Genomic DNA, 17,651 nt, shown 5'->3' on the forward strand with positions numbered 1-17,651 from the left:
GCCCCAGCCGTGAGCGACCACCACGCCGAGCACGCCGACGCGTGGAGCGAGCCGGACGTCCACGAGACGGCCCAGCCCGGCACCGCGACCCCCACCGGCGGCCCGGCCGTCACGCCCGCCGACGCGGCCGACGCCGCCCGCCTGGTCTCCTTCGGGCTCCAGCCCAAGCTGCTCCCCGCCCGCGACGCCGAGTACGCCGACCTGCTCCGCCGCTACCGCGAGGAGCCCGCCTTCGCGCGGATCGCCGACGCGGTCGCCACCGGCCTGGGCCTCATCGTCCTGGAGGTGTCCCCGCGCGCCGGCATGGCCGTCACCGCCGCCGAGGACTCGGTCTTCGCCGTCCGCATGGGCGACTACGCCCGCCGCGCCTCCACCGACTCCGGCGACCGCTTCCTCCACGGCCTGGCCCACCTCGCCGTCGCCGCCATGGCGTTCCCGCGCCCCGATGACCTCGCCGACGACGGGTACATCGGCCGCATCACCGTCAACGGCGTCGACGCCTTCGTACGCCAGGCCTGCCGCCGCCTGGAGGAGCGCGCCGAGGAGCAGGGCGAGAACACCGACCCCGCCACCGACGCCCCCGGCCTGGAGGCCGCCTGGCGCATCTACGCGCGGCGCAGCTCGACCGGCGCCACCAAGGACGCCCGCCGCCTCGCCGGTTCCACCACCGGCATCATCGGCAAGGCCGTCGCCTTCCTCACCGACTCCGGGTTCCTCCAGCGCACCGGGGACGAGGGCGGCGGCTCCTACCGCACCACCGCCCGCTACCAGCTCCAGGTCCGCGACCTGGCCGGCAGCGCCGCCATGGCCGAACTGCTGGACCTGGGCGTCGTCCCGGTCACGGACGGCTCCGCCACCCTCCTGCCACCGCCCGAGGGCGACGACCTCGAGCTCGCCGCCGACGCCGGCCTGCCCTTCCACGCCTGACACGCGCAACACGACAGCACACGACTGAGAGTCCGCCGACATGTACGAGTTGTCCCGGGTCCGCCTCTACTCCATCGGGCCGGCCGGTGCGCGCTACGCCGACACCGTGCTGGACCTGCGCGGAGTGGGCGCGCCCGTGCCCAACCCCGCCCCCATGCAGGCGGAGTTCTTCGAGGAGGAGCCGGTCGGTCCGCCGCGCCGTCCCGCGCCCGCGGGCGTGCTCTTCCTGGAGAACGGCGGCGGCAAGTCCGTCCTGCTCAAGCTGATCTTCTCGGTGATGCTGCCGGGCCACCGCAACACCCTCGGCGGCGCCAGCTCCGGCGTGCTGCGCAAGTTCCTGCTCGCCGACGACTGCGGCCACGTGGCCCTGGAGTGGCAGCACACGCTCACCGGCGAACTGGTGGTGGTCGGCAAGGTCAGCGAGTGGCGCGGCCGGCAGGTCTCCAACGACCCGCGCAAGTTCGCCGAGGCCTGGTACTCCTTCCGCCCCGGGCCCGGCCTCAGCCTCGACTCCCTCCCCGTCGCCGAAGCCACCTCCGTTCGCCCGCCCGCCGAGGGGATCTCCGGAGCCCAGGGCCGACGGCGCACCATGAAGGGCTTCCGGGACGCCCTCACGGAGGCGGGCAAGGCGTACCCGCACCTGGAGGTGTACTGGGAGGAGATCCACGACCGCTGGAACGAGCACCTCGGCGACCTGGGCCTGGACCCCGAACTCTTCCGCTACCAGCGGGAGATGAACGCCGACGAGGGCGAGGCGGCCGGCCTCTTCGCGGTGAAGAAGGACTCCGACTTCACCGACCTGCTGCTGCGCGCGGTCACCGACACCCGCGACACGGACGGCCTCGCCGACCTGGTCAGCGGCTTCGGCAACAAGCTGGGCCGCCGCGCCGAACTCACCGCCGAGCGGGACTTCACCGCCGGCTCGGTCGACCTCCTCGGGCGGATCGTCGACGCGGCCGGCACACGCGCGCGTGCCCGGGACGTCCACGCGGGCGCCGAGCGCCGCACCCGCACGCTGGCCACCCGCCTCTCCGCCCGGGCCGCCGAGGAGCGGGGCCGTGCCGCCGAACTGGCCGAGCTGGTCACCGGGGCCGCCGACACGGTCACCGGGGCCGAGCGGGCCCGCGCCCGCGCCTCCCACATCGCCGCCGAACTGGCCTACCGCCACGCGTCGCTGGCCCTCGCCGCCGCCGAGAAGGGCGCCGCCGCCCAGCGCCGCGAACTGACCGACGCCCGCACCCTGCACGCCGCATGGCAGGCCGCCGAAGCCGTCCTGAGGCACCGCGCCGCCGCCGACCGCTCCGCGCGCGTGGCCGCCGCCATCCGCGAGGCCGAGCGGGACGCCGCGCCCGCGCTCGCCGCCCGCGCGAAGGCCGCCGCCGACCTCGTACGGGCGCTGCACGCCGCCGCCGAGGAGGGCGAGCGGCACGCGGGCGAGGAGGAGGAGCGCTCGGCCGCGCTCCAGGAGGCGGGGGAGACCGCGCACCGCGACGCCACCGCCGCCGCCACCGAGGCCCAGCGCGCCCGCTCCGAGGCCGGCCACCTCCGTCAGCGCCTCGCCGAGGTGGAGCAGGAGACCGCCGAAGCCGTACGGGCCGGCTGGCTCGACGACACGGCCCCGGACGCCGACCCCGCCCGTGCGGCACTGGCCGCCAGCGACGCGGAGAAGACCACCGTCGCCGCCTGGGACACGGCCCGCGACGCCGCCCGCGCCGCGGCCGACCGCGCCCGTGAGGCCGCCGCCACCGAGTCCCGTGCCGAACTGGCCGCCGCCCGCGCCGCCGACGCCGCCCGGGCCGCCGAGAACGCCTACCAGGCCGAGCGCCGCGCCGCCGAGTCGATCGCCGCCGAGGAGCGCCTCGCCGAGCTGCTGAGCCTCCCGTCCACGGCCGGCGCGGCCACCGGCGGGGCGTCCGGCACCGGCGCGTCCACCGCCGAGCCGTCCGCCTCCCGGCCGGCCGTCCCGGGCCCCCGCCAGGGCGCGGACACCGGCTCCGGCTCCGGTACCGGCACCGGTGAAGCCACCGCGCCCCTGCGGGCGGCCGACGGGCCCCTCACCGTCGAGGAGTTCGACCGGTACGCCGACGAACTGCGCGACCTCCTCGACCAGGGCATCGCCTCCGCCGAACGCAAGCTCTTCGAACTGCGCACCGCCGCCGCCGACGACTCCCGCATCCTCGGCGCCCTCGGCGACGGCGGACTGCTGCCGCCCGGCCCCGACGTCCTCGCCACCGTCGAGTACCTCGGCGAGCAGGGCATCCCCGCCCTCCCCGGCTGGCGCTACCTCGCCCAGGCCGTCGCCCCCGCCGACCACGCCGCGGTGCTGGCCGCCCGCCCCGAGCTGGTCGACGGCGTCGTGATCACCGACCCCGTCTCGTACGCCCGGGCACGCGAGGCCCTCGCCGGCGCCGCCCTGCTGCCGCGCTCCGCCGTGGCCGTGGGCACCGCCGCCGCGCTGCTCGCGCCCGTACCGGCGACCACCGGGCAGGACGCGGACACGGACGTCTTCCTCGTCCCGCCGAACCCGGCCATGCACGACGAGCACGCCGCCGACGAGGAGCGCCAGGCACTGCGCGCCCGTGCCGCCGCCCGCGACGAGGAGATCCGCACCCTCGCGGCCCGCCTCACCGGCGACCGCTCGCTCGCCGCCCGCATCGGCTCCTGGCGCGCCGACTGCCCGCCCGGCATGCTCACCGAACTGGCGGAGGCCGCCACCGCCGCGCGCGAGGCCGCCGAGGCCGCCGAGGCCGCGCTCGCCGAGGCCCGCACCGTACGGGCGGAGGCCGACGAGGCCGCGGCGGACACCGCCCGCGTCCGCGACGAGCGGCAGGAGGCCGCACAGCGGGCGCGCCGCGTCGCCGACGCCCTCGCGGGCCTGGCCTTCCGGCTGCGCGAGCGGGCCGGCTGGCAGAGCAGGCTCCGCGAACTGGCCGACGAGGCCGCCGAGTACGAGGCCCGCGCGCAGACCTGCCTGGAGCGGGCCCGCGCCGCCGACGAGGACCGCCGCGCGGCCCAGCGCGCCGCCGACGACGCCCACCGCACCGCCCGCGCCCTGCGCGCCGAACGCGCCGAGATCGCCGGCGCCCCGGAGAACCTGCCGGAGGCGGACGCCGACGCCCCCCGCGTACCGCTGGCCGCCCTCCGCGAGGCCTACCGAGCGGCCTCCCAGCTGTACGAGAAGGTCGGCGTCGGCGCGGACCTGCGCGCCGAGCAGGCCCGCGCCGAGAGCGACGAGAGCGCCGCCCTCGCCGAGCTGGACCGCCTCACCAACAAGGTCCGCACCCGGGCCGCCCAGCTGCTGGAGAGCCCCGACGGCGCCGACGGCCCGTCGCGCCAGGCCGCGGCCGCCCGCGCCGAGTCCCTGGTCCAGATGCTGGAGTCCCGGGCGTCGGAGGCCAGCGAGAAGCTCGGCCGGCTGCGCGGTGAGGCGGAGCGGCTGGCCCCCGTGGACGGCGAGGCGCACACCGAGCTGCCCGAGGAGCTGGTGCCCGCCGACGCCGAGCACGCCCAGTCGCTCCTGCGCACCGCCACCACCGAACTGGCCGTCCGCACCGACGCGCTGGAGACCGCCCGCGCCACCCACGCCCGGCTCCTGCGGGACCACCGCGCCGCCGAGGACGCCGCGAGCGGCTTCGACGAGACCGCCGCCCTCCTGCGCGACCTGCTGCGGGAGCACACCGACGAGGACGGGGAGAGCCCCGACCCGTACCCGGGCAGCCTGGAGGAGGCGCGCCGGTCCGCCGCCGAGACCCGGCGCTCCCTGCGCGGCTGTTCCGCCGACCTGTCGGCCGCCGAGGCCGCCGTCCGCGAGGCATGCGACATCCTCGTACGCCACGCCAACTCCACCCGCTACGAACAGGTCCGCACCCCCGCCCGGCAGCAGATCCGCGAACTGCCCGCGTCGGCGCTGCCCGAGCACGCCGCCAAGTGGGCCGAGGCCTTCGCGCCCCGGCTGCGCGTCCTCACCGACGAGCTGGCCCAGCTGGAGCGCAACCGCGACTCGATCGTCGACCGGCTGCGCGGACTGGTGGAGTCCGCTCTGGCCACGCTCCGCTCGGCGCAGCGGTTGTCCCGGCTCCCCGAGGGCCTGGGCGAGTGGTCCGGCCAGGAGTTCCTGCGCATCCGGTTCGAGGAGCCCGACCAGGCCACGCTCGTCGAGCGGCTCGGCGAGGTCGTCGACGAGGCGACCCGCGCCGCCGTCAGGAAGAACTCCGACATGCGCCGCGACGGCATGTCGCTGCTGCTCCGCGGCGTCCAGGCCGCCCTCGAACCCAAGGGCGTCGCGGTGGAGATCCTCAAGCCCGACGCGGTGCTGCGCGCCGAGCGGGTGCCGGTCGGGCAGATGGGCGACGTCTTCTCGGGCGGGCAGCTGCTCACCGCCGCCATCGCCCTGTACTGCACGATGGCCGCCCTGCGGAGCAACGACCGGGGCCGCGACAAGCACCGGCACGCCGGCACGCTGTTCCTCGACAACCCGATCGGCCGCGCCAACGCCACGTATCTGCTGGAGCTCCAGCGTGCGGTGTCGGACGCGCTCGGCGTCCAGCTGCTCTACACCACGGGCCTGTTCGACACGACGGCGCTCGCCGAGTTCCCGCTGGTCATCCGGCTGCGCAACGACGCGGACCTGCGGGCGGGCCTGAAGTACATCAGCGTCGAGGAACACCTGAGGCCCGGCCTGCCGCAGCCGCCGGCCGAGGGGGAGACGGTGGTGCACGGGGAGATCACCGCCACCCGCATGTTCAAGCGCGCCCCGGCCCAGGAACCGGCGGTCGCCGAATAGCCCGTGCCCGGCACGCGCCGACGGAGGTCCGGGCAGGCCGGCACCCTCAACGGCCGTCGGCAGTCGCCAGTCGGCCCCGGCGGAGGCGTGCGCGCCGCCCCCGTCGTGGCCGGCGGGGGCGGCTGGGCCCGGCGGTCAGCGGCCGGCGAGCAGCTCCAGCGTGTCGATCACGCGGTTCGAGAAGCCCCACTCGTTGTCGTACCACGCGACCACCTTGACGCGGCGGCCGTCGACGCGGGTGAGGGCCGAGTCGAAGATCGACGAGGCGGGGTTGCCGACGATGTCGGACGAGACGAGCGGGTCGTCGGAGTACTCGAGGACGCCGGCGAGCGGCCCGTCCGCCGCGGCGCGGTACGCCGCCAGCACGTCGTCGCGCGTCACGTCGCGGGCGACGGTCGTGTTGAGCTCGACGATCGAGCCCACCGGCACCGGTACGCGGATCGAGTCGCCCGACAGGCGGCCGTCGAGGTTCGGCAGCACCAGGCCGATCGCCTTGGCGGCGCCGGTCGTGGTCGGCACGATGTTGACGCCGGCGGCCCGGGCGCGACGGGCGTCGCGGTGCGGACCGTCCTGCAGGTTCTGCTCCTGCGTGTAGGCGTGCACCGTCGTCATGAACCCGTGCTCGATGCCGGCGAGTTCATCGAGAACCTTCGCCAGCGGCGCCAGCGCGTTGGTGGTGCAGGAGGCGTTCGAGACGATCGTGTGCAGGGCCGGGTCGTACGCGTCGGTGTTGACCCCGTACGCCAGCGTGACGTCGGCGCCGTCCGACGGCGCGCTGACGAGCACCTTCTTCGCGCCCGCGTCGAGGTGGGCGCCGGCGGCCCCGGCCGAGGTGAACCGGCCGGTGGCCTCCAGGACGATGTCGACGCCGAGGTCCGCCCACGGCAGCCGCGCCGGTTCGCGTTCGGCATGCACCGCGATCCGGCGGCCGTCCACGACGAGGGTGTTCCCGTCGGCGACCACCGGGCGCCCGAGCCGGCCGGCCGTGCTGTCGAAGGCGAGCAGCCGGGCGAGGGCGGCGGGCTCCGTCAGGTCGTTGACGGCCACGATCTCCAGGGCACTGTCGCGCTCCAGCAGCGCGCGCAGCACATTGCGTCCGATGCGGCCGAATCCGTTGATGGCGATGCGAGTCATGAGTGAGGTCCCTTCCCTTCGCCACCAGAGTCGCCCGCGGCAACCACCGCTGACAGTGGCGCGATCGCCACGGTTCACAAGGATCCCGCCACGCGGGCGGCGCCGACCGGACAGGCCCGGTCATGCGTCCCGGCCCTTCGCCCCCGGTCACGCGCCTGGACCGCGCCCCCGATCACGCCCCTGGCCGTTCGCCCCGGATCACCCGCCCCCGGTCATGCGCCCTGGGCAGTCCCCGACCTTCCCCTGGCGCACCTCGCCCCGGTCCTCCGCCGTGCTCCTCCCCACAGGTCGCTCGCCCCAAATCACCGGCCCCGGCCACTCGCCCGCGTCACCCCGCTCCTGGTCACGCCCGGTCGGTCGCCCGACCTCCGCCACCCGGTCCGGGGCACGCGGCGCGGCTCACTCGGTACGGCTCACCCGGGCCGGGGCACGTCGCCGCCGTTCACTCGCCCCGGGTGAAGGTGCGCCGGTACTCGCTCGGCGTGGTGCCGAGGATGCGCTGGAAGTGCAGGCGCAGGTTGGCGCCGGTCCCCAGCCCGACGTCCGCGGCGATCTGCTCGACGCTGCGCTGCGAGAGTTCGAGCAGTTCCCGGGCCAGATCGATGCGGGCCCGCATCACCCACTGCATCGGCGTGCAGCCGGTCTCCTCGACGAAGCGCCGTGAGAACGTGCGCGGCGAGACCCCCGCCTGCCGCGCCAGGGTGTCGAGCGTGAGGGGCTCGCCGAGCCGGTGCAGCGCCCATTCGCGGGTGGCGGCGAACCGTTCGCCCAGCGGCTCGGGGACGCTGCGCGGCACGTACTGTGCCTGGCCGCCGCTGCGGTAGGGGGCGGCGACCAGCCGCCGGGCCGCGTGGTTGGACGCGGCCACCCCGACGTCGCCGCGCAGGATGTGCAGGCACAGGTCGATGCCGGAGGCGGCGCCGGCGGAGGTGAGCACGCTGCCCTCGTCGACGAACAGCACGTTCCCGTCGACCCGGACGAGCGGGTGCCTGGCGGCGAGCGCCCGGGTGTAGTGCCAGTGCGTGGTGGCGCGCCTGCCGTCGAGCAGACCCGTGGCGGCGAGTGCGAAGGCACCGGTCGAGATGGCGGCGAGGCGCGCGCCCCGGTCGTGGGCGGCGACCAGGGCCTCGACGACGGCCCGCGGCGGATCGTCGCGGTCCGGGAAGCGGTAGCCGGGGACGAACACGAGGTCGGCCCACGCCAGCGCGTCGAGGCCGTCGGCGACGTGGTAGGCGAGGCCGTCGCCACCGGTCACCAGGCCGGGCGCCGCCCCGCACACCCGCACCTCGTACGGCATGCTCGCGCGGGTCGTGAAGACCTGTGCGGGGATGCCGACGTCGAGCGGTTTCGCCCCTTCGAGCACGAGGACGGCGACGCGACGCGGGCGGGCTGCTGGCACGGGAGAAGGTTACGCGGGGCGGGCGCGACGCACCCGCGTGCTCACCGCGCCCACCGCGCGGACGGCCACATCGGTCGGTGCGCCTCCCACGTCACGGGCCACCGTCTCCGTCCCGCCCGGCGGCGGCACCGCGCGCGAGCCGTACGGGGATCAGGCCCGCGACAGCCGGTTGTCGCCCGCGCTCTGCCGCCCGGGTATGCGCGCCGAACCGCGCGTCGTTCCGCGCGCCGCCTCCCGCGCCGTCCCGCGCGCCTCCGAGCGGGCCGCCGCCCGCGCCTCGGCGCGCGCCGCGCGCTGGGCCCTGCGCCGCTCCCGGCGGAGCCGGCGCGCCGTACTGCTGGGCGTGGACACCACGCCGTGGCGCTGGTTCCACACCTGCCGGGTCACCCACACGTCCAGCACGGACCAGGTCGCGACCACCGTGCTCCCGACGCTGGTGAGCACCATCGGGAAGGCCAGCCAGGACGCCGTGACCGTACAGAAGAACGCGACCATCGCCTGGATGAGTGTCAGTGCCGTGATGAGCACCGCGCGAACAGCCGCCGTACGCACCGGATCCGGGAGCCTCCGCCGCCCCACCGGCTCTTCCACCCACAACTCGCGCCGCTCTGCCGTCTCCATCCGAACCGCCACTCCCCACGCCGACCGTCACAAGGGTGGCTGCCCGCCTTGAGCCGCTTTACGCGGACCGTTCTTGCCTCCCCGTACGGAAAGGACGATCGACGGCCGGGGAAGATTCCCCCGGATCGTGCAATTCCAGCCATCCGCCCACCAACCAGAAATGACGCCCCACCAGGTGCCGTACGCCACAGCGGCGATCGTCAACTCGCCGAATAGCAGGAAAACTCATGATCTGCGCGACGGTGTGAGGCTGAAAATCGCCCGGGCGTCCCTTCGAGTTGTCCGTGATGCAGTAGTAGGCTCGCGCCGTTTATTGCCGTGTTGATGTGTACACCCACGCCGGACGACAGGCGGGTGCGAGTGGGGGAGGCCATGCGCTTTCGCGGGAAGTCGATCCGCAGGAAGATCGTGGCGTTGCTCCTCGTGCCGCTCCTCTCCCTCACCGGCCTGTGGGGATTCGCGACCTACATCACCGGCCGCGAGGCCGGCCAGCTCCTCGACGTCGGCCACATAGTCGACAGGGTCGCGCACCCCCTCGAGGAGACCATCAACGTCATCCAGCGCGAGCGCCGCCAGTCGCTGATCTACCTCGCGGACCCGCGTTCCGCCGAGGCCCTGCCCGTCCTGCGCCGTGACCGTACGGCGACCGACCGGGCCATCGCCCGGATCCGCGCCAGCGCCAAGGACCCCGGTGTCGTCGACGCGCTCAGCGGCCAGGCGTCCGCCAGGCTCACCTCCCTCCTCGAAGCGCTCGACGACCTCACCTCCCTGCGCCGCTCCGTCGAGACCCGTGCCGTGGGCCGCCTCCAGGCCCTGGACTTCTACAACCGGCTCGTGGACCCCTGCTACAGCTTCCTCACCAACCTCCACGCCCTGGAGAACGTGGAGCTGGACAAGCAGGGACGGGCCCTCACCGGTGTCGTACGGGCCCGCGAGATGCTCTCCCGGCAGGACGCCCTGACGGTCTCCTCCCTCATCAGCAGGAGGATCACCGCCCAGGAAGTACGCGCCATGTCCGACCTCGCCGCCCACCGCGAACTGCTCTACGAGGTCAACCTGGAGCTGATGCCCGCCTCCGAACGCGACATCTTCCAGGCCTACTGGCGCGGCCCCGAGACCGAGACGCTGCGCGACGCCGAGGACGCCCTGCTCGCCGAGGGGGCCACCGACGAGCCCCGCTCGATCGACGCGGTGCGCTGGGAGGAGCTGGCGACCCCCGTCCTCGACGAACTTGCCCGCGAGAACACCGAGGCCGGCAACCGCTATCAGGACCGCGTCGAGCCCGCCGCCCACAGCGTCCTGCTGAAGGCGGGCGTCGCCGGTGTGCTGGGCTTCCTCGCCCTGCTCGTATCGGTCGTCGTGTCCGTACGGATCGGACGGGGCCTCGTGCGCGACCTGCGCCGGCTGCGCAAGGAGGCCCAGGAGGTGTCCGGCGTACGGCTGCCCAGCGTGATGCGCCGCCTCGCCGCCGGCGAGCACGTCGACGTCGAGACCGAGGTGCCGCACCTGGAGTACGAGAAGGACGAGGTCGGCCAGGTCGGCCAGGCCCTCAACACCCTCCAGCGGGCCGCCGTGGAGGCCGCCGTCAAGCAGGCCGACATGCGCCGCGGCGTCTCCGACGTCTTCGTCAACCTCGCCCGCCGCAACCAGGTGCTCCTCCACCGCCAGCTCACCCTCCTCGACACCATGGAGCGGCGCACCGAGGACACCGAGGAACTCGCCGACCTGTTCCGCCTGGACCACCTCACCACCCGCATGCGCCGCCACGCCGAGGGCCTGGTCATCCTCTCCGGCGCCGCACCCTCCCGGCAGTGGCGCAAGCCGGTGCAGCTGATGGACGTCGTACGGGCGGCCGTCGCCGAGGTCGAGGACTACGAGCGCATCGAGGTCCGGCGCCTGCCGCGCATCGGCGTCGGCGGCCCCGCGGTCGCGGACCTCACCCACCTCATCGCCGAACTGCTGGAGAACGCCACGGTGTTCTCCCCGCCGCACACCGCCGTCCACGTCCACGGCGAGCGGGTCGCCAACGGCTTCACCCTGGAGATCGACGACCGCGGACTCGGGATGGCGCCCGAGGCCCTGCTCGACGCCAACCTGCGGCTCGCCGAGACCCCCGAGTTCGAGCTCTCCGACACGGACCGGCTCGGCCTGTTCGTCATCAGCCGCCTCGCCCAGCGCCAGAACGTGCGGGTCTCCCTCCAGCCCTCCCCGTACGGAGGGACCACCGCGGTCGTGTTCATCCCGGCAGCGCTGCTCACCGACGCACCGGAGACCGAGGGCGCCGGTTTCCGGCTCGACCGCAAGGGCGGCAAGGACGCCCCGCACCGGCGCGCGGCACTCTCCAAGGTCCCCTCCGGCCGTTCCCCGGCCTCCGGCCCGTCCGTCCTCGACGGACCGGTCGAACTGGAGGCGCCGGTCGGTGCGCTCGGCCTCGACGACCGGCTCGCCGGCCTCACCGACCTCGACGACCGGCTCGGCGACCTGGAAGGGTCGCGGAGCGAGGGCAGCGGGCTGTTCCGCGCCCGTCCGCCGCTGCGCCCCGTCACCGGCCGGCCCGGCGACCAGGAGCAGCACCAGCAGGCCACCGACCAGGCTCCCGATGCGACGGCGGGCGGTCTTGTCCCGCTCCCGCGCCGCAAGCCTCCCACGCTCGTCGCGCACCGCGGCCGGCGGCTGGACGAAGGCGGCCGCACGCACCCGGCACCCGGCGCCCGGTCCGACGCCGCACCCGCCGCACCGGCCGCGCCCACCACGCCATCCGGTGCCGGGGCCGCGGGGGAGACCCCGGCCCCCGACGACGACGCCACCCTCCTGCTGCGCGGCCTTCCCAGGCGCGTACGCCAGGCGAGTCTCGCCCCCCAGCTCAGGGAGGCGGCCCGCCGCGCCGCCGAGGAGGACCGGGACACCGCTCGCGACGCGGACGGCGACACCGAGCGCGAAGCGGAACAAGTACGCAGCCGAATGGCAGCCATGCAACGGGGCTGGCAGCGGGGGCGCAGGCAGAACGCCGAAGGCACCCCGCCCGCCGACCCCGGCGTAACAGCACGAGGAACGACACCCGAGGGGGACGGTCGATGACCGCACCGAACGCCGCAGCAGCACCCGACTCGACCGGCTCGACCGGTGAGCTGAACTGGCTCCTGGACGAGCTGGTCGACAGGGTCGGCTCCATCCGCAAGGCCCTGGTGCTCTCCAGCGACGGACTGGCCACCGGAGCCTCCAAGGACCTCAGCCGTGAGGACGCCGAGCACATGGCGGCCGTGGCCTCCGGGTTCCACAGCCTCGCCAAGGGCGTCGGCCGCCACTTCGACGCCGGCAGCGTCCGCCAGACCGTGGTCGAGCTGGAGGAGGCATTCCTCTTCGTCACGGCCGCCGGCGACGGCAGCTGCCTCGCCGTGCTCGCCGACGCCGACTCGGACGTCGGGCTCGTCGCGTACGAGATGACGCTGATGGTCAAGCGGGTCGGGGCACACCTCGCGACGGCACCTCGGACCGGACTGCACGCCGGAGGGTGAGGGGGATGCGATGAGTGACGCAGCAGGGCCGCACAACCGGCACAGACGCCGGGGCCGCCATGAGCCGCACCACTGGTTCGACGACGACGCGGGCCCGGTGGTCCGCCCGTACGCGATGACACGCGGCCGTACCAGCAGCGCCACCCGCCACCGCCTCGACCTGATCGCGATGGTCGTCCCCGAACCCGCGGCCGACGACCCCGGCCGCGACCAGACGCTGTCCCCGGAGCACGTGGAGATCGTCGAGCGGTGCAGCGACCTGCCCCGCTCGATCGCCGAGCTGGCCTCCGGCCTGGACCTGCCCGTGGGGGTGGTCCGCGTCCTGGTGGGCGACCTCGTCGAGGACGAACTCGTCCACGTCACCCGTCCCGTACCGCCGGCCGAACTGCCGGACGTCAGCATCCTCCGTGAGGTGATCAATGGCCTTCGGGCGCTCTAGCACCGGCCGCAGGAAGCGACCGGTCGAGCCGGTGACGCTGAAGCTCCTGGTCGCCGGCGGATTCGGGGTGGGCAAGACCACCCTGGTGGGCGCGGTCAGCGAGATCCGGCCGCTGCGCACCGAGGAGACCCTCACGGAGGCCGGGCGGCCGGTCGACGACCTGCGGGGCGTCGAGACCAAGTCGACCACCACGGTCGCCATGGACTTCGGGCGCATCACCGTCCGCGAGGACCTGGTGCTGTACCTGTTCGGGACGCCGGGACAGGACCGCTTCTGGTTCCTCTGGGACGAGCTGGCCCAAGGGGCCCTGGGAGCGGTGGTGCTGTGCGACACCCGCCGCCTGGAGGACAGCTTCGCCGCGATCGACTACTTCGAGCGGCGCGGCATCCCCTTCGCGGTGGCCGTCAACTGCTTCGAGGGGGCGGCGCGCTTCCCCGCCGGGACGGTGCGGACGGCGCTCGACCTCGACCCGGACGTGCCGTTGATGATGTGCGACGCGCGGGACCGGGAGTCGGTCAAGGCGGTGCTCGTCGCCGTGGTCGAGCACGCCCTGACCCTCGCGGCCCGCACCCGTGAGCCCGCCGTGACCTGAGGCGCCCGCGCCCGCTGGTCCGCCACCGTCGAGAAGACGGCCGCGGCCCGTCCCCCACCGACGGGAGGCACGGGCCGCGTGCACCGAGTGATCCGGCCGGCCCTCCGGCCTCACCCCGCCCCGGCGCCCGCCCCCGCCCCGGCGCTCCCCTCCTCGTGCCCGTCCTCCCAGCCCAGGCTCCGCTCCACCGCCCGGCGCCACTTGCCGTACTCCCGCTCCCGGGCAGCCGCCGCCATCCGGGGCCGCCACTCCGCGTCACGCCGCCAGTGGGCCTTCAGCTCGTCCGGTCCCGACCACACCCCGGTGGCCAGCCCCGCCGCGTAGGCGGCGCCCAGGCAGGTGGTCTCCGCCACCTCGGGCCGGATCACCGGGACACCCAGCACGTCCGCCTGGTGCTGCATCAGCAGGCCGTTGACGGTCATTCCGCCGTCCACCTTCAGGGACGAGATCCGCACCCCCGAGTCCTGGTGCATGGCGTCCACGACCTCGCGGGTCTGCCAGCTGGTGGCCTCCAGGACGGCACGCGCCAGATGCGCCTTGGTGACGTACCGGGTGAGGCCCGTGACGACACCGCGCGCGTCCGAGCGCCAGTACGGCGCGAACAGCCCGGAGAAGGCGGGCACGATGTACGCGCCGCCGTTGTCCTCCACGCTCGCCGCCAGCGTCTCGATCTCATCGGCGCTGCGGATGATGCCGAGCTGGTCCCGGAACCACTGCACCAGGGCGCCCGTGATGGCGATCGAGCCCTCCAGGCAGTACACCGGTGCCTGCTCACCGATCCTGTACCCGACCGTCGTGATCAGGCCGTTCTTCGACGGCACCGGGCGCTCCCCGGTGTTGAGCAGCAGGAAACTCCCCGTGCCGTACGTGTTCTTGGCGGTTCCCGGGTCGTAACAGGCCTGGCCGAAGAGGGCCGCCTGCTGATCGCCGAGGGCCGACGCGACGGGCACGCCCCGCAGCGGTCCGACGGCGGTGCCGTACACCTCCGACGACGGCCGTATCCGGGGCAGCATGACGGCGGGCAGGTCCATGGCCTCGAGGATGGACCGGTCCCAGTCCAGCGTCTCCAGGTCCATCAGCAGGGTGCGGGACGCGTTGGTGACGTCGGTGACGTGGACGCCGCCCTCGACACCCCCGGTGAGGTTCCAGACGAGCCAGGAGTCGATGGTGCCGAAGGCGATCTCCCCGCGCTCGGCGCGCGCACGCAGCCCGGGGACGTTGTCGAGCAGCCAGGCCGCCTTGGGGCCGGAGAAGTAGGAGGCGAGGGGCAGTCCCGTGGTGTCCCGGAACCGGTCCTGGCCGTCGGTGCCGCCGAGCCGGGCGCACAGGGCCGACGTGCGGGTGTCCTGCCACACGATCGCGTTGTGCACCGGTTTCCCGGTGGCCCGGTCCCACAGGACCGTCGTCTCCCGCTGGTTGGTGATGCCGAGCGCGCTCAGCCGGTCCGGCTCCAGCCCCGCCTTGGCGAGGGCTCCCGCCACCACCGCCTGGACCTTGCACCAGATCTCGGTGGCGTCGTGCTCGACCCAGCCCGGCTTGGGGAAGATCTGACGGTGCTCACGCCGGTCGACGGCGACGACGGCACCGTGCCGGTCGAAGACGATGCAGCGGCTGGAGGTGGTGCCCTGGTCGATCGCGGCGACGAAGCTGTCCGTCATGTGATGAAACCCCTTGTCGCGAGTGGGAGCCGGGCCGGGCGGCCGTGCCGGGACGGCGGATGGGCGGGACGCACGAACGGGTGGGGAGGGTGGCGCGGGTGGGCCGTCTCAGTAGGCGGCGTTGCAGAGGACCCCTGCGAGCAGCCCTCCCAGGAGCGGCCCGGCCACCGGGATCCACGCGTAGCCCCAGTCGGAGGTGCCCTTGTTGGGGATCGGCAGCAGGGCGTGCACGATGCGCGGCCCCAGGTCCCGGGCGGGGTTGATGGCGTAACCGGTCGGCCCGCCGAGTGACATGCCGATGCCGGCGACCAGCAGGGACACCAGCAGGATGGAGATGCCGGAGCCGTAGATGCCCGCCGCCTCACCGGGGATCGGGCCGACGCCGATGCCGTCGTTCTTCCCGAACGCCAGGATCGGGAGGACCAGCGCGACCGTCGCGACGACCTCGGTCGTCAGGTTGGCGGCCGGGTTGCGGACCTCGGGTCCGGTCGAGAAGATCCCGAGCGTGGGCCGGGAGGTCGCCGTGTCGGCGTTCGCCCGGAACTGCGCGTAGTAGACCAGCCAGGCGAGTACGGCTCCGAGGACCGCGCCGGCCAGCTGCGCGAGGACGTACAGCGGCACCTTGCCCCACTCGCCCGTGTCGACGGCGACGCCGACCGTCACGGCGGGGTTGAGGTGTCCCCCCGAGAGCGGCGCGGCGGTGTACGCCCCCGCCAGTACCCCGAAGCCCCAGCCCAAGGCGATGACGACCCACCCGGCGCCTTTGGCCTTGGAGAAGTCGAGCGTGACGGCGGCGCAGACGCCCGCCCCGAAGAGGATGAGGATCGCGGTGCCGATGACCTCACCGGCGAAGATGTCTCCATTGCTCATGGCGGCTCCTAGGCTCCATGGCTCCCTGGCGTGCCGGACGGGCATGGGGGTGCTGGTGCGCGGGCGTGAGCGGCGATGTCGACGAAGAGGCAGTGTTCTCCCGCCGTGACGGTGCGTCAAGGCCGTCGGCACCGCCGGTCCGCAGGGGAGTGGAGGACCCTGTGTGGCCCGTGGCTCAGTGCCCCGCCACCGACCGCCTGGAGACGGGAAAGTCGAAGTACGTGTCGGGGAACGGCTCCGGCTCGTACGTGAAGTGCCACCACTCCTCGGGCAGGTTGACGAACCCCTCCGCACCGAGCGTGTCCCTCAGCAGGTTCCGGTTCGCCCGCTGCTCACCCCGTACGCGCGGGTCGTCGGTGCGGGAGAGCGTGTCGAAGCAGTCGTAACCCGTGCCCATGTCGAGGGAGTTGTCGGGAAACCGCTCCCCTTGCGGGGCGTAGCACGGCACCAGCGCTTCCCCCGGCTCGTAGGGGCGGGTCGGTGCCGCGGGAAGGCGTACGACGGTCAGGTCCACCGTGGAACCCCGGCTGTGCCCCGACCTCACGGCGATGTACCCGTCCGCGAAGAGCCGCGACTTGTCGACCAGCGGATGGAACTCCGCCTTCATCCGCACGTCCCGAAGGTCCTTCGCCCACCGTACGAAGTGGTCCACGGCCCGCTGCGGCCGGTAGCAGTCGTACACCTTGAGCGAATGGCCCTGCCGCAGCAGGGTCGCCTGCGCCCGGTGCAGGGCCCGCGCGGCGGGCCGGGTCAGGATGCACACGGGTTGCCGGTAGCCGTCCACGGGCTCGCCCACGAAGTTGTGGGCGGTCGTGTAGCGCATCTCCTGGATGATGGTCGGGTCGACGGAGCGGAGGGTCACGAAGTCCTCCGGCGCCTTCGGCTCGGCCGTGGCCAGCGCGGCGGGCGCCGGGGACGCCGGCACGGCGAGGAGCACGGCCGCGACCGTCACCAGGGCGCGGGAAACGGGGGCCAGGGGGACCACGGAGGCTCGTCCTGTCATGCGGACCGTCTACCAGGCGCCGGGCGGGTCGGTACAGTCCCACTCCGTGAAGGACTCCCACTGCACGAGCTGCGGCGCCCCCTACCCGGCCGGCCGCGGCTGGCCCCGCGCCTGCGCGTCCTGCGGGGCCGTCGCCTACCGCAACCCGCTGCCCGTCGCCGTGGCGCTGCTCCCCGCCACCGACGCGCGGGGCACGGGCCTCGTCGTCATCACCCGCACCATCGAGCCGTACAGCGGCGGGATCGCGCTGCCCGGCGGGTTCATCGACCACGCCGAGGACTGGCGGGACGCGGTGGTGCGCGAGCTGAGGGAGGAGACCGGCATCGAGGCTCCCGCCGGCGACGTGACCCTGGCCGACGCGATGAGCTCGCCCGCCGGACACCTCCTGCTGTTCGGCCTGCTGCCGGAGCGCCCGGCCGCGAGCCTCCCGCCCTCCGCCGTCACCGACGAGACGGCCGGCCACCACCTCCTGCACGCGCCGGCCGAACTCGCCTTCCCCCTCCACACGGCGGCGGTCGCGAACTGGTTCGCGGGCCGTTACACCTGACGCCCGCGCACCGCCCCACCCCCCCGCCGCACCCGGCCCGAAGCCGGCCCCCCGCCCCCCCCCGCCCGCCGCACCCAGCCGAAGCCGGCCCCCGTCTCCCCGGCCCCCGTCCCCCCGGCCCCCGTCCCCCTGGCCCCGGACCGACCTCCCCGGGCCTCCCACC

Annotated in this window: 13 protein-coding genes; 7 read left to right on the plus strand and 6 right to left on the minus strand. The window is 74.6% G+C overall.

Annotated elements, in window-relative coordinates; all coding sequences use genetic code 11:
- The first annotated feature begins 9 nt into the window (after positions 1 to 9).
- On the plus strand, positions 10 to 927 hold the full coding sequence (locus tag A4V12_RS00335) for a hypothetical protein (RefSeq protein ID WP_064067102.1): 918 nt from the start codon (positions 10 to 12) through the stop codon (positions 925 to 927).
- A gap of 40 nt (positions 928 to 967) precedes the next feature.
- Positions 968 to 5,710 carry a hypothetical protein gene (locus tag A4V12_RS00340; protein WP_064067103.1) on the plus strand — a complete coding sequence of 1,581 codons (4,743 nt, stop codon included), beginning with the start codon at positions 968 to 970 and terminating at the stop codon, positions 5,708 to 5,710.
- Positions 5,711 to 5,845: 135 nt separating this feature from the next.
- Here the strand turns inward: A4V12_RS00340 and gap are convergent, their stop codons facing one another.
- The 3 genes from gap to A4V12_RS00355 all read right to left on the minus strand — a co-directional run bounded on the left by gap (position 5,846) and on the right by A4V12_RS00355 (position 8,864).
- Positions 5,846 to 6,844, minus strand: coding sequence for a type I glyceraldehyde-3-phosphate dehydrogenase (gene gap / locus A4V12_RS00345; RefSeq protein ID WP_064067104.1), 999 nt, complete (start codon positions 6,842 to 6,844; stop codon positions 5,846 to 5,848).
- A 442-nt stretch (positions 6,845 to 7,286) separates the two neighbouring features.
- Positions 7,287 to 8,243, minus strand: a complete 957-nt coding sequence (locus A4V12_RS00350; RefSeq protein ID WP_064067105.1) for a GlxA family transcriptional regulator — start codon at positions 8,241 to 8,243, stop codon at positions 7,287 to 7,289.
- Positions 8,244 to 8,393: 150 nt separating this feature from the next.
- Complete coding sequence (locus A4V12_RS00355; RefSeq protein WP_064067106.1) at positions 8,394 to 8,864, minus strand: hypothetical protein; 471 nt, start codon at positions 8,862 to 8,864, stop codon at positions 8,394 to 8,396.
- A gap of 372 nt (positions 8,865 to 9,236) precedes the next feature.
- Between A4V12_RS00355 and A4V12_RS00360 the strand changes: the two genes are divergently transcribed.
- From A4V12_RS00360 to A4V12_RS00375, 4 genes are read left to right on the plus strand one after another with little or no spacing between them, the layout of a single operon-like run.
- Positions 9,237 to 11,942 carry a sensor histidine kinase gene (locus tag A4V12_RS00360; protein WP_064067107.1) on the plus strand — a complete coding sequence of 902 codons (2,706 nt, stop codon included), beginning with the start codon at positions 9,237 to 9,239 and terminating at the stop codon, positions 11,940 to 11,942.
- Positions 11,939 to 12,379, plus strand: a complete 441-nt coding sequence (locus A4V12_RS00365) for a roadblock/LC7 domain-containing protein (RefSeq protein ID WP_064067108.1) — start codon at positions 11,939 to 11,941, stop codon at positions 12,377 to 12,379. Before A4V12_RS00360 ends, A4V12_RS00365 begins: the two co-directional genes overlap by 4 nt.
- A 10-nt stretch (positions 12,380 to 12,389) precedes the next feature.
- On the plus strand, positions 12,390 to 12,818 hold the full coding sequence (locus A4V12_RS00370) for a DUF742 domain-containing protein (protein ID WP_064067109.1): 429 nt from the start codon (positions 12,390 to 12,392) through the stop codon (positions 12,816 to 12,818).
- The gene (locus A4V12_RS00375; RefSeq protein ID WP_064067110.1) at positions 12,799 to 13,410 is read left to right on the plus strand and encodes a GTP-binding protein; all 612 of its coding nucleotides are present in this window, start codon (positions 12,799 to 12,801) and stop codon (positions 13,408 to 13,410) included. The genes A4V12_RS00370 and A4V12_RS00375 overlap by 20 nt, the downstream gene beginning before the upstream one ends.
- A 110-nt stretch (positions 13,411 to 13,520) precedes the next feature.
- Here A4V12_RS00375 and glpK read toward each other — a convergent pair whose 3' ends face one another.
- The 3 genes from glpK to A4V12_RS00390 all read right to left on the minus strand — a co-directional run bounded on the left by glpK (position 13,521) and on the right by A4V12_RS00390 (position 16,941).
- Entirely contained in the window at positions 13,521 to 15,068 is a 1,548-nt protein-coding gene (gene glpK, locus A4V12_RS00380; protein ID WP_064067111.1) for a glycerol kinase GlpK, read from the minus strand.
- Between the two features lie 108 nt (positions 15,069 to 15,176).
- Complete coding sequence (locus A4V12_RS00385; RefSeq protein WP_064067112.1) at positions 15,177 to 15,938, minus strand: MIP/aquaporin family protein; 762 nt, start codon at positions 15,936 to 15,938, stop codon at positions 15,177 to 15,179.
- Positions 15,939 to 16,113: 175 nt separating this feature from the next.
- Positions 16,114 to 16,941 carry a M15 family metallopeptidase gene (locus A4V12_RS00390; protein WP_079136702.1) on the minus strand — a complete coding sequence of 276 codons (828 nt, stop codon included), beginning with the start codon at positions 16,939 to 16,941 and terminating at the stop codon, positions 16,114 to 16,116.
- Between A4V12_RS00390 and A4V12_RS00395 the strand changes: the two genes are divergently transcribed.
- Positions 16,940 to 17,488 (plus strand): NUDIX domain-containing protein, encoded by a 549-nt coding sequence (locus A4V12_RS00395; RefSeq protein ID WP_064067113.1) that lies wholly within the window; start codon positions 16,940 to 16,942, stop codon positions 17,486 to 17,488. The genes A4V12_RS00390 and A4V12_RS00395 overlap by 2 nt on opposite strands.
- Positions 17,489 to 17,651 lie beyond the last annotated feature (163 nt).

It is taken from the genome of Streptomyces noursei (assembly GCF_001646665.1).
GTDB lineage: Bacteria > Actinomycetota > Actinomycetes > Streptomycetales > Streptomycetaceae > Streptomyces > Streptomyces lavendulocolor.

Coding starts and splice junctions, on each gene's coding strand:
- A4V12_RS00355 (WP_064067106.1), bottom strand. CDS start 8,864: ATGGAGACGGCAGAGCGGCGCGAGTTGTGGGTGGAAGAGCCGGTGGGG.
- A4V12_RS00375 (WP_064067110.1), top strand. CDS start 12,799: ATGGCCTTCGGGCGCTCTAGCACCGGCCGCAGGAAGCGACCGGTCGAG.
- glpK (WP_064067111.1), bottom strand. CDS start 15,068: ATGACGGACAGCTTCGTCGCCGCGATCGACCAGGGCACCACCTCCAGC.
- A4V12_RS00360 (WP_064067107.1), top strand. CDS start 9,237: ATGCGCTTTCGCGGGAAGTCGATCCGCAGGAAGATCGTGGCGTTGCTC.
- A4V12_RS00390 (WP_079136702.1), bottom strand. CDS start 16,941: ATGACAGGACGAGCCTCCGTGGTCCCCCTGGCCCCCGTTTCCCGCGCC.
- A4V12_RS00365 (WP_064067108.1), top strand. CDS start 11,939: ATGACCGCACCGAACGCCGCAGCAGCACCCGACTCGACCGGCTCGACC.
- A4V12_RS00370 (WP_064067109.1), top strand. CDS start 12,390: ATGAGTGACGCAGCAGGGCCGCACAACCGGCACAGACGCCGGGGCCGC.
- A4V12_RS00395 (WP_064067113.1), top strand. CDS start 16,940: ATGCGGACCGTCTACCAGGCGCCGGGCGGGTCGGTACAGTCCCACTCC.
- gap (WP_064067104.1), bottom strand. CDS start 6,844: ATGACTCGCATCGCCATCAACGGATTCGGCCGCATCGGACGCAATGTG.
- A4V12_RS00340 (WP_064067103.1), top strand. CDS start 968: ATGTACGAGTTGTCCCGGGTCCGCCTCTACTCCATCGGGCCGGCCGGT.
- A4V12_RS00385 (WP_064067112.1), bottom strand. CDS start 15,938: ATGAGCAATGGAGACATCTTCGCCGGTGAGGTCATCGGCACCGCGATC.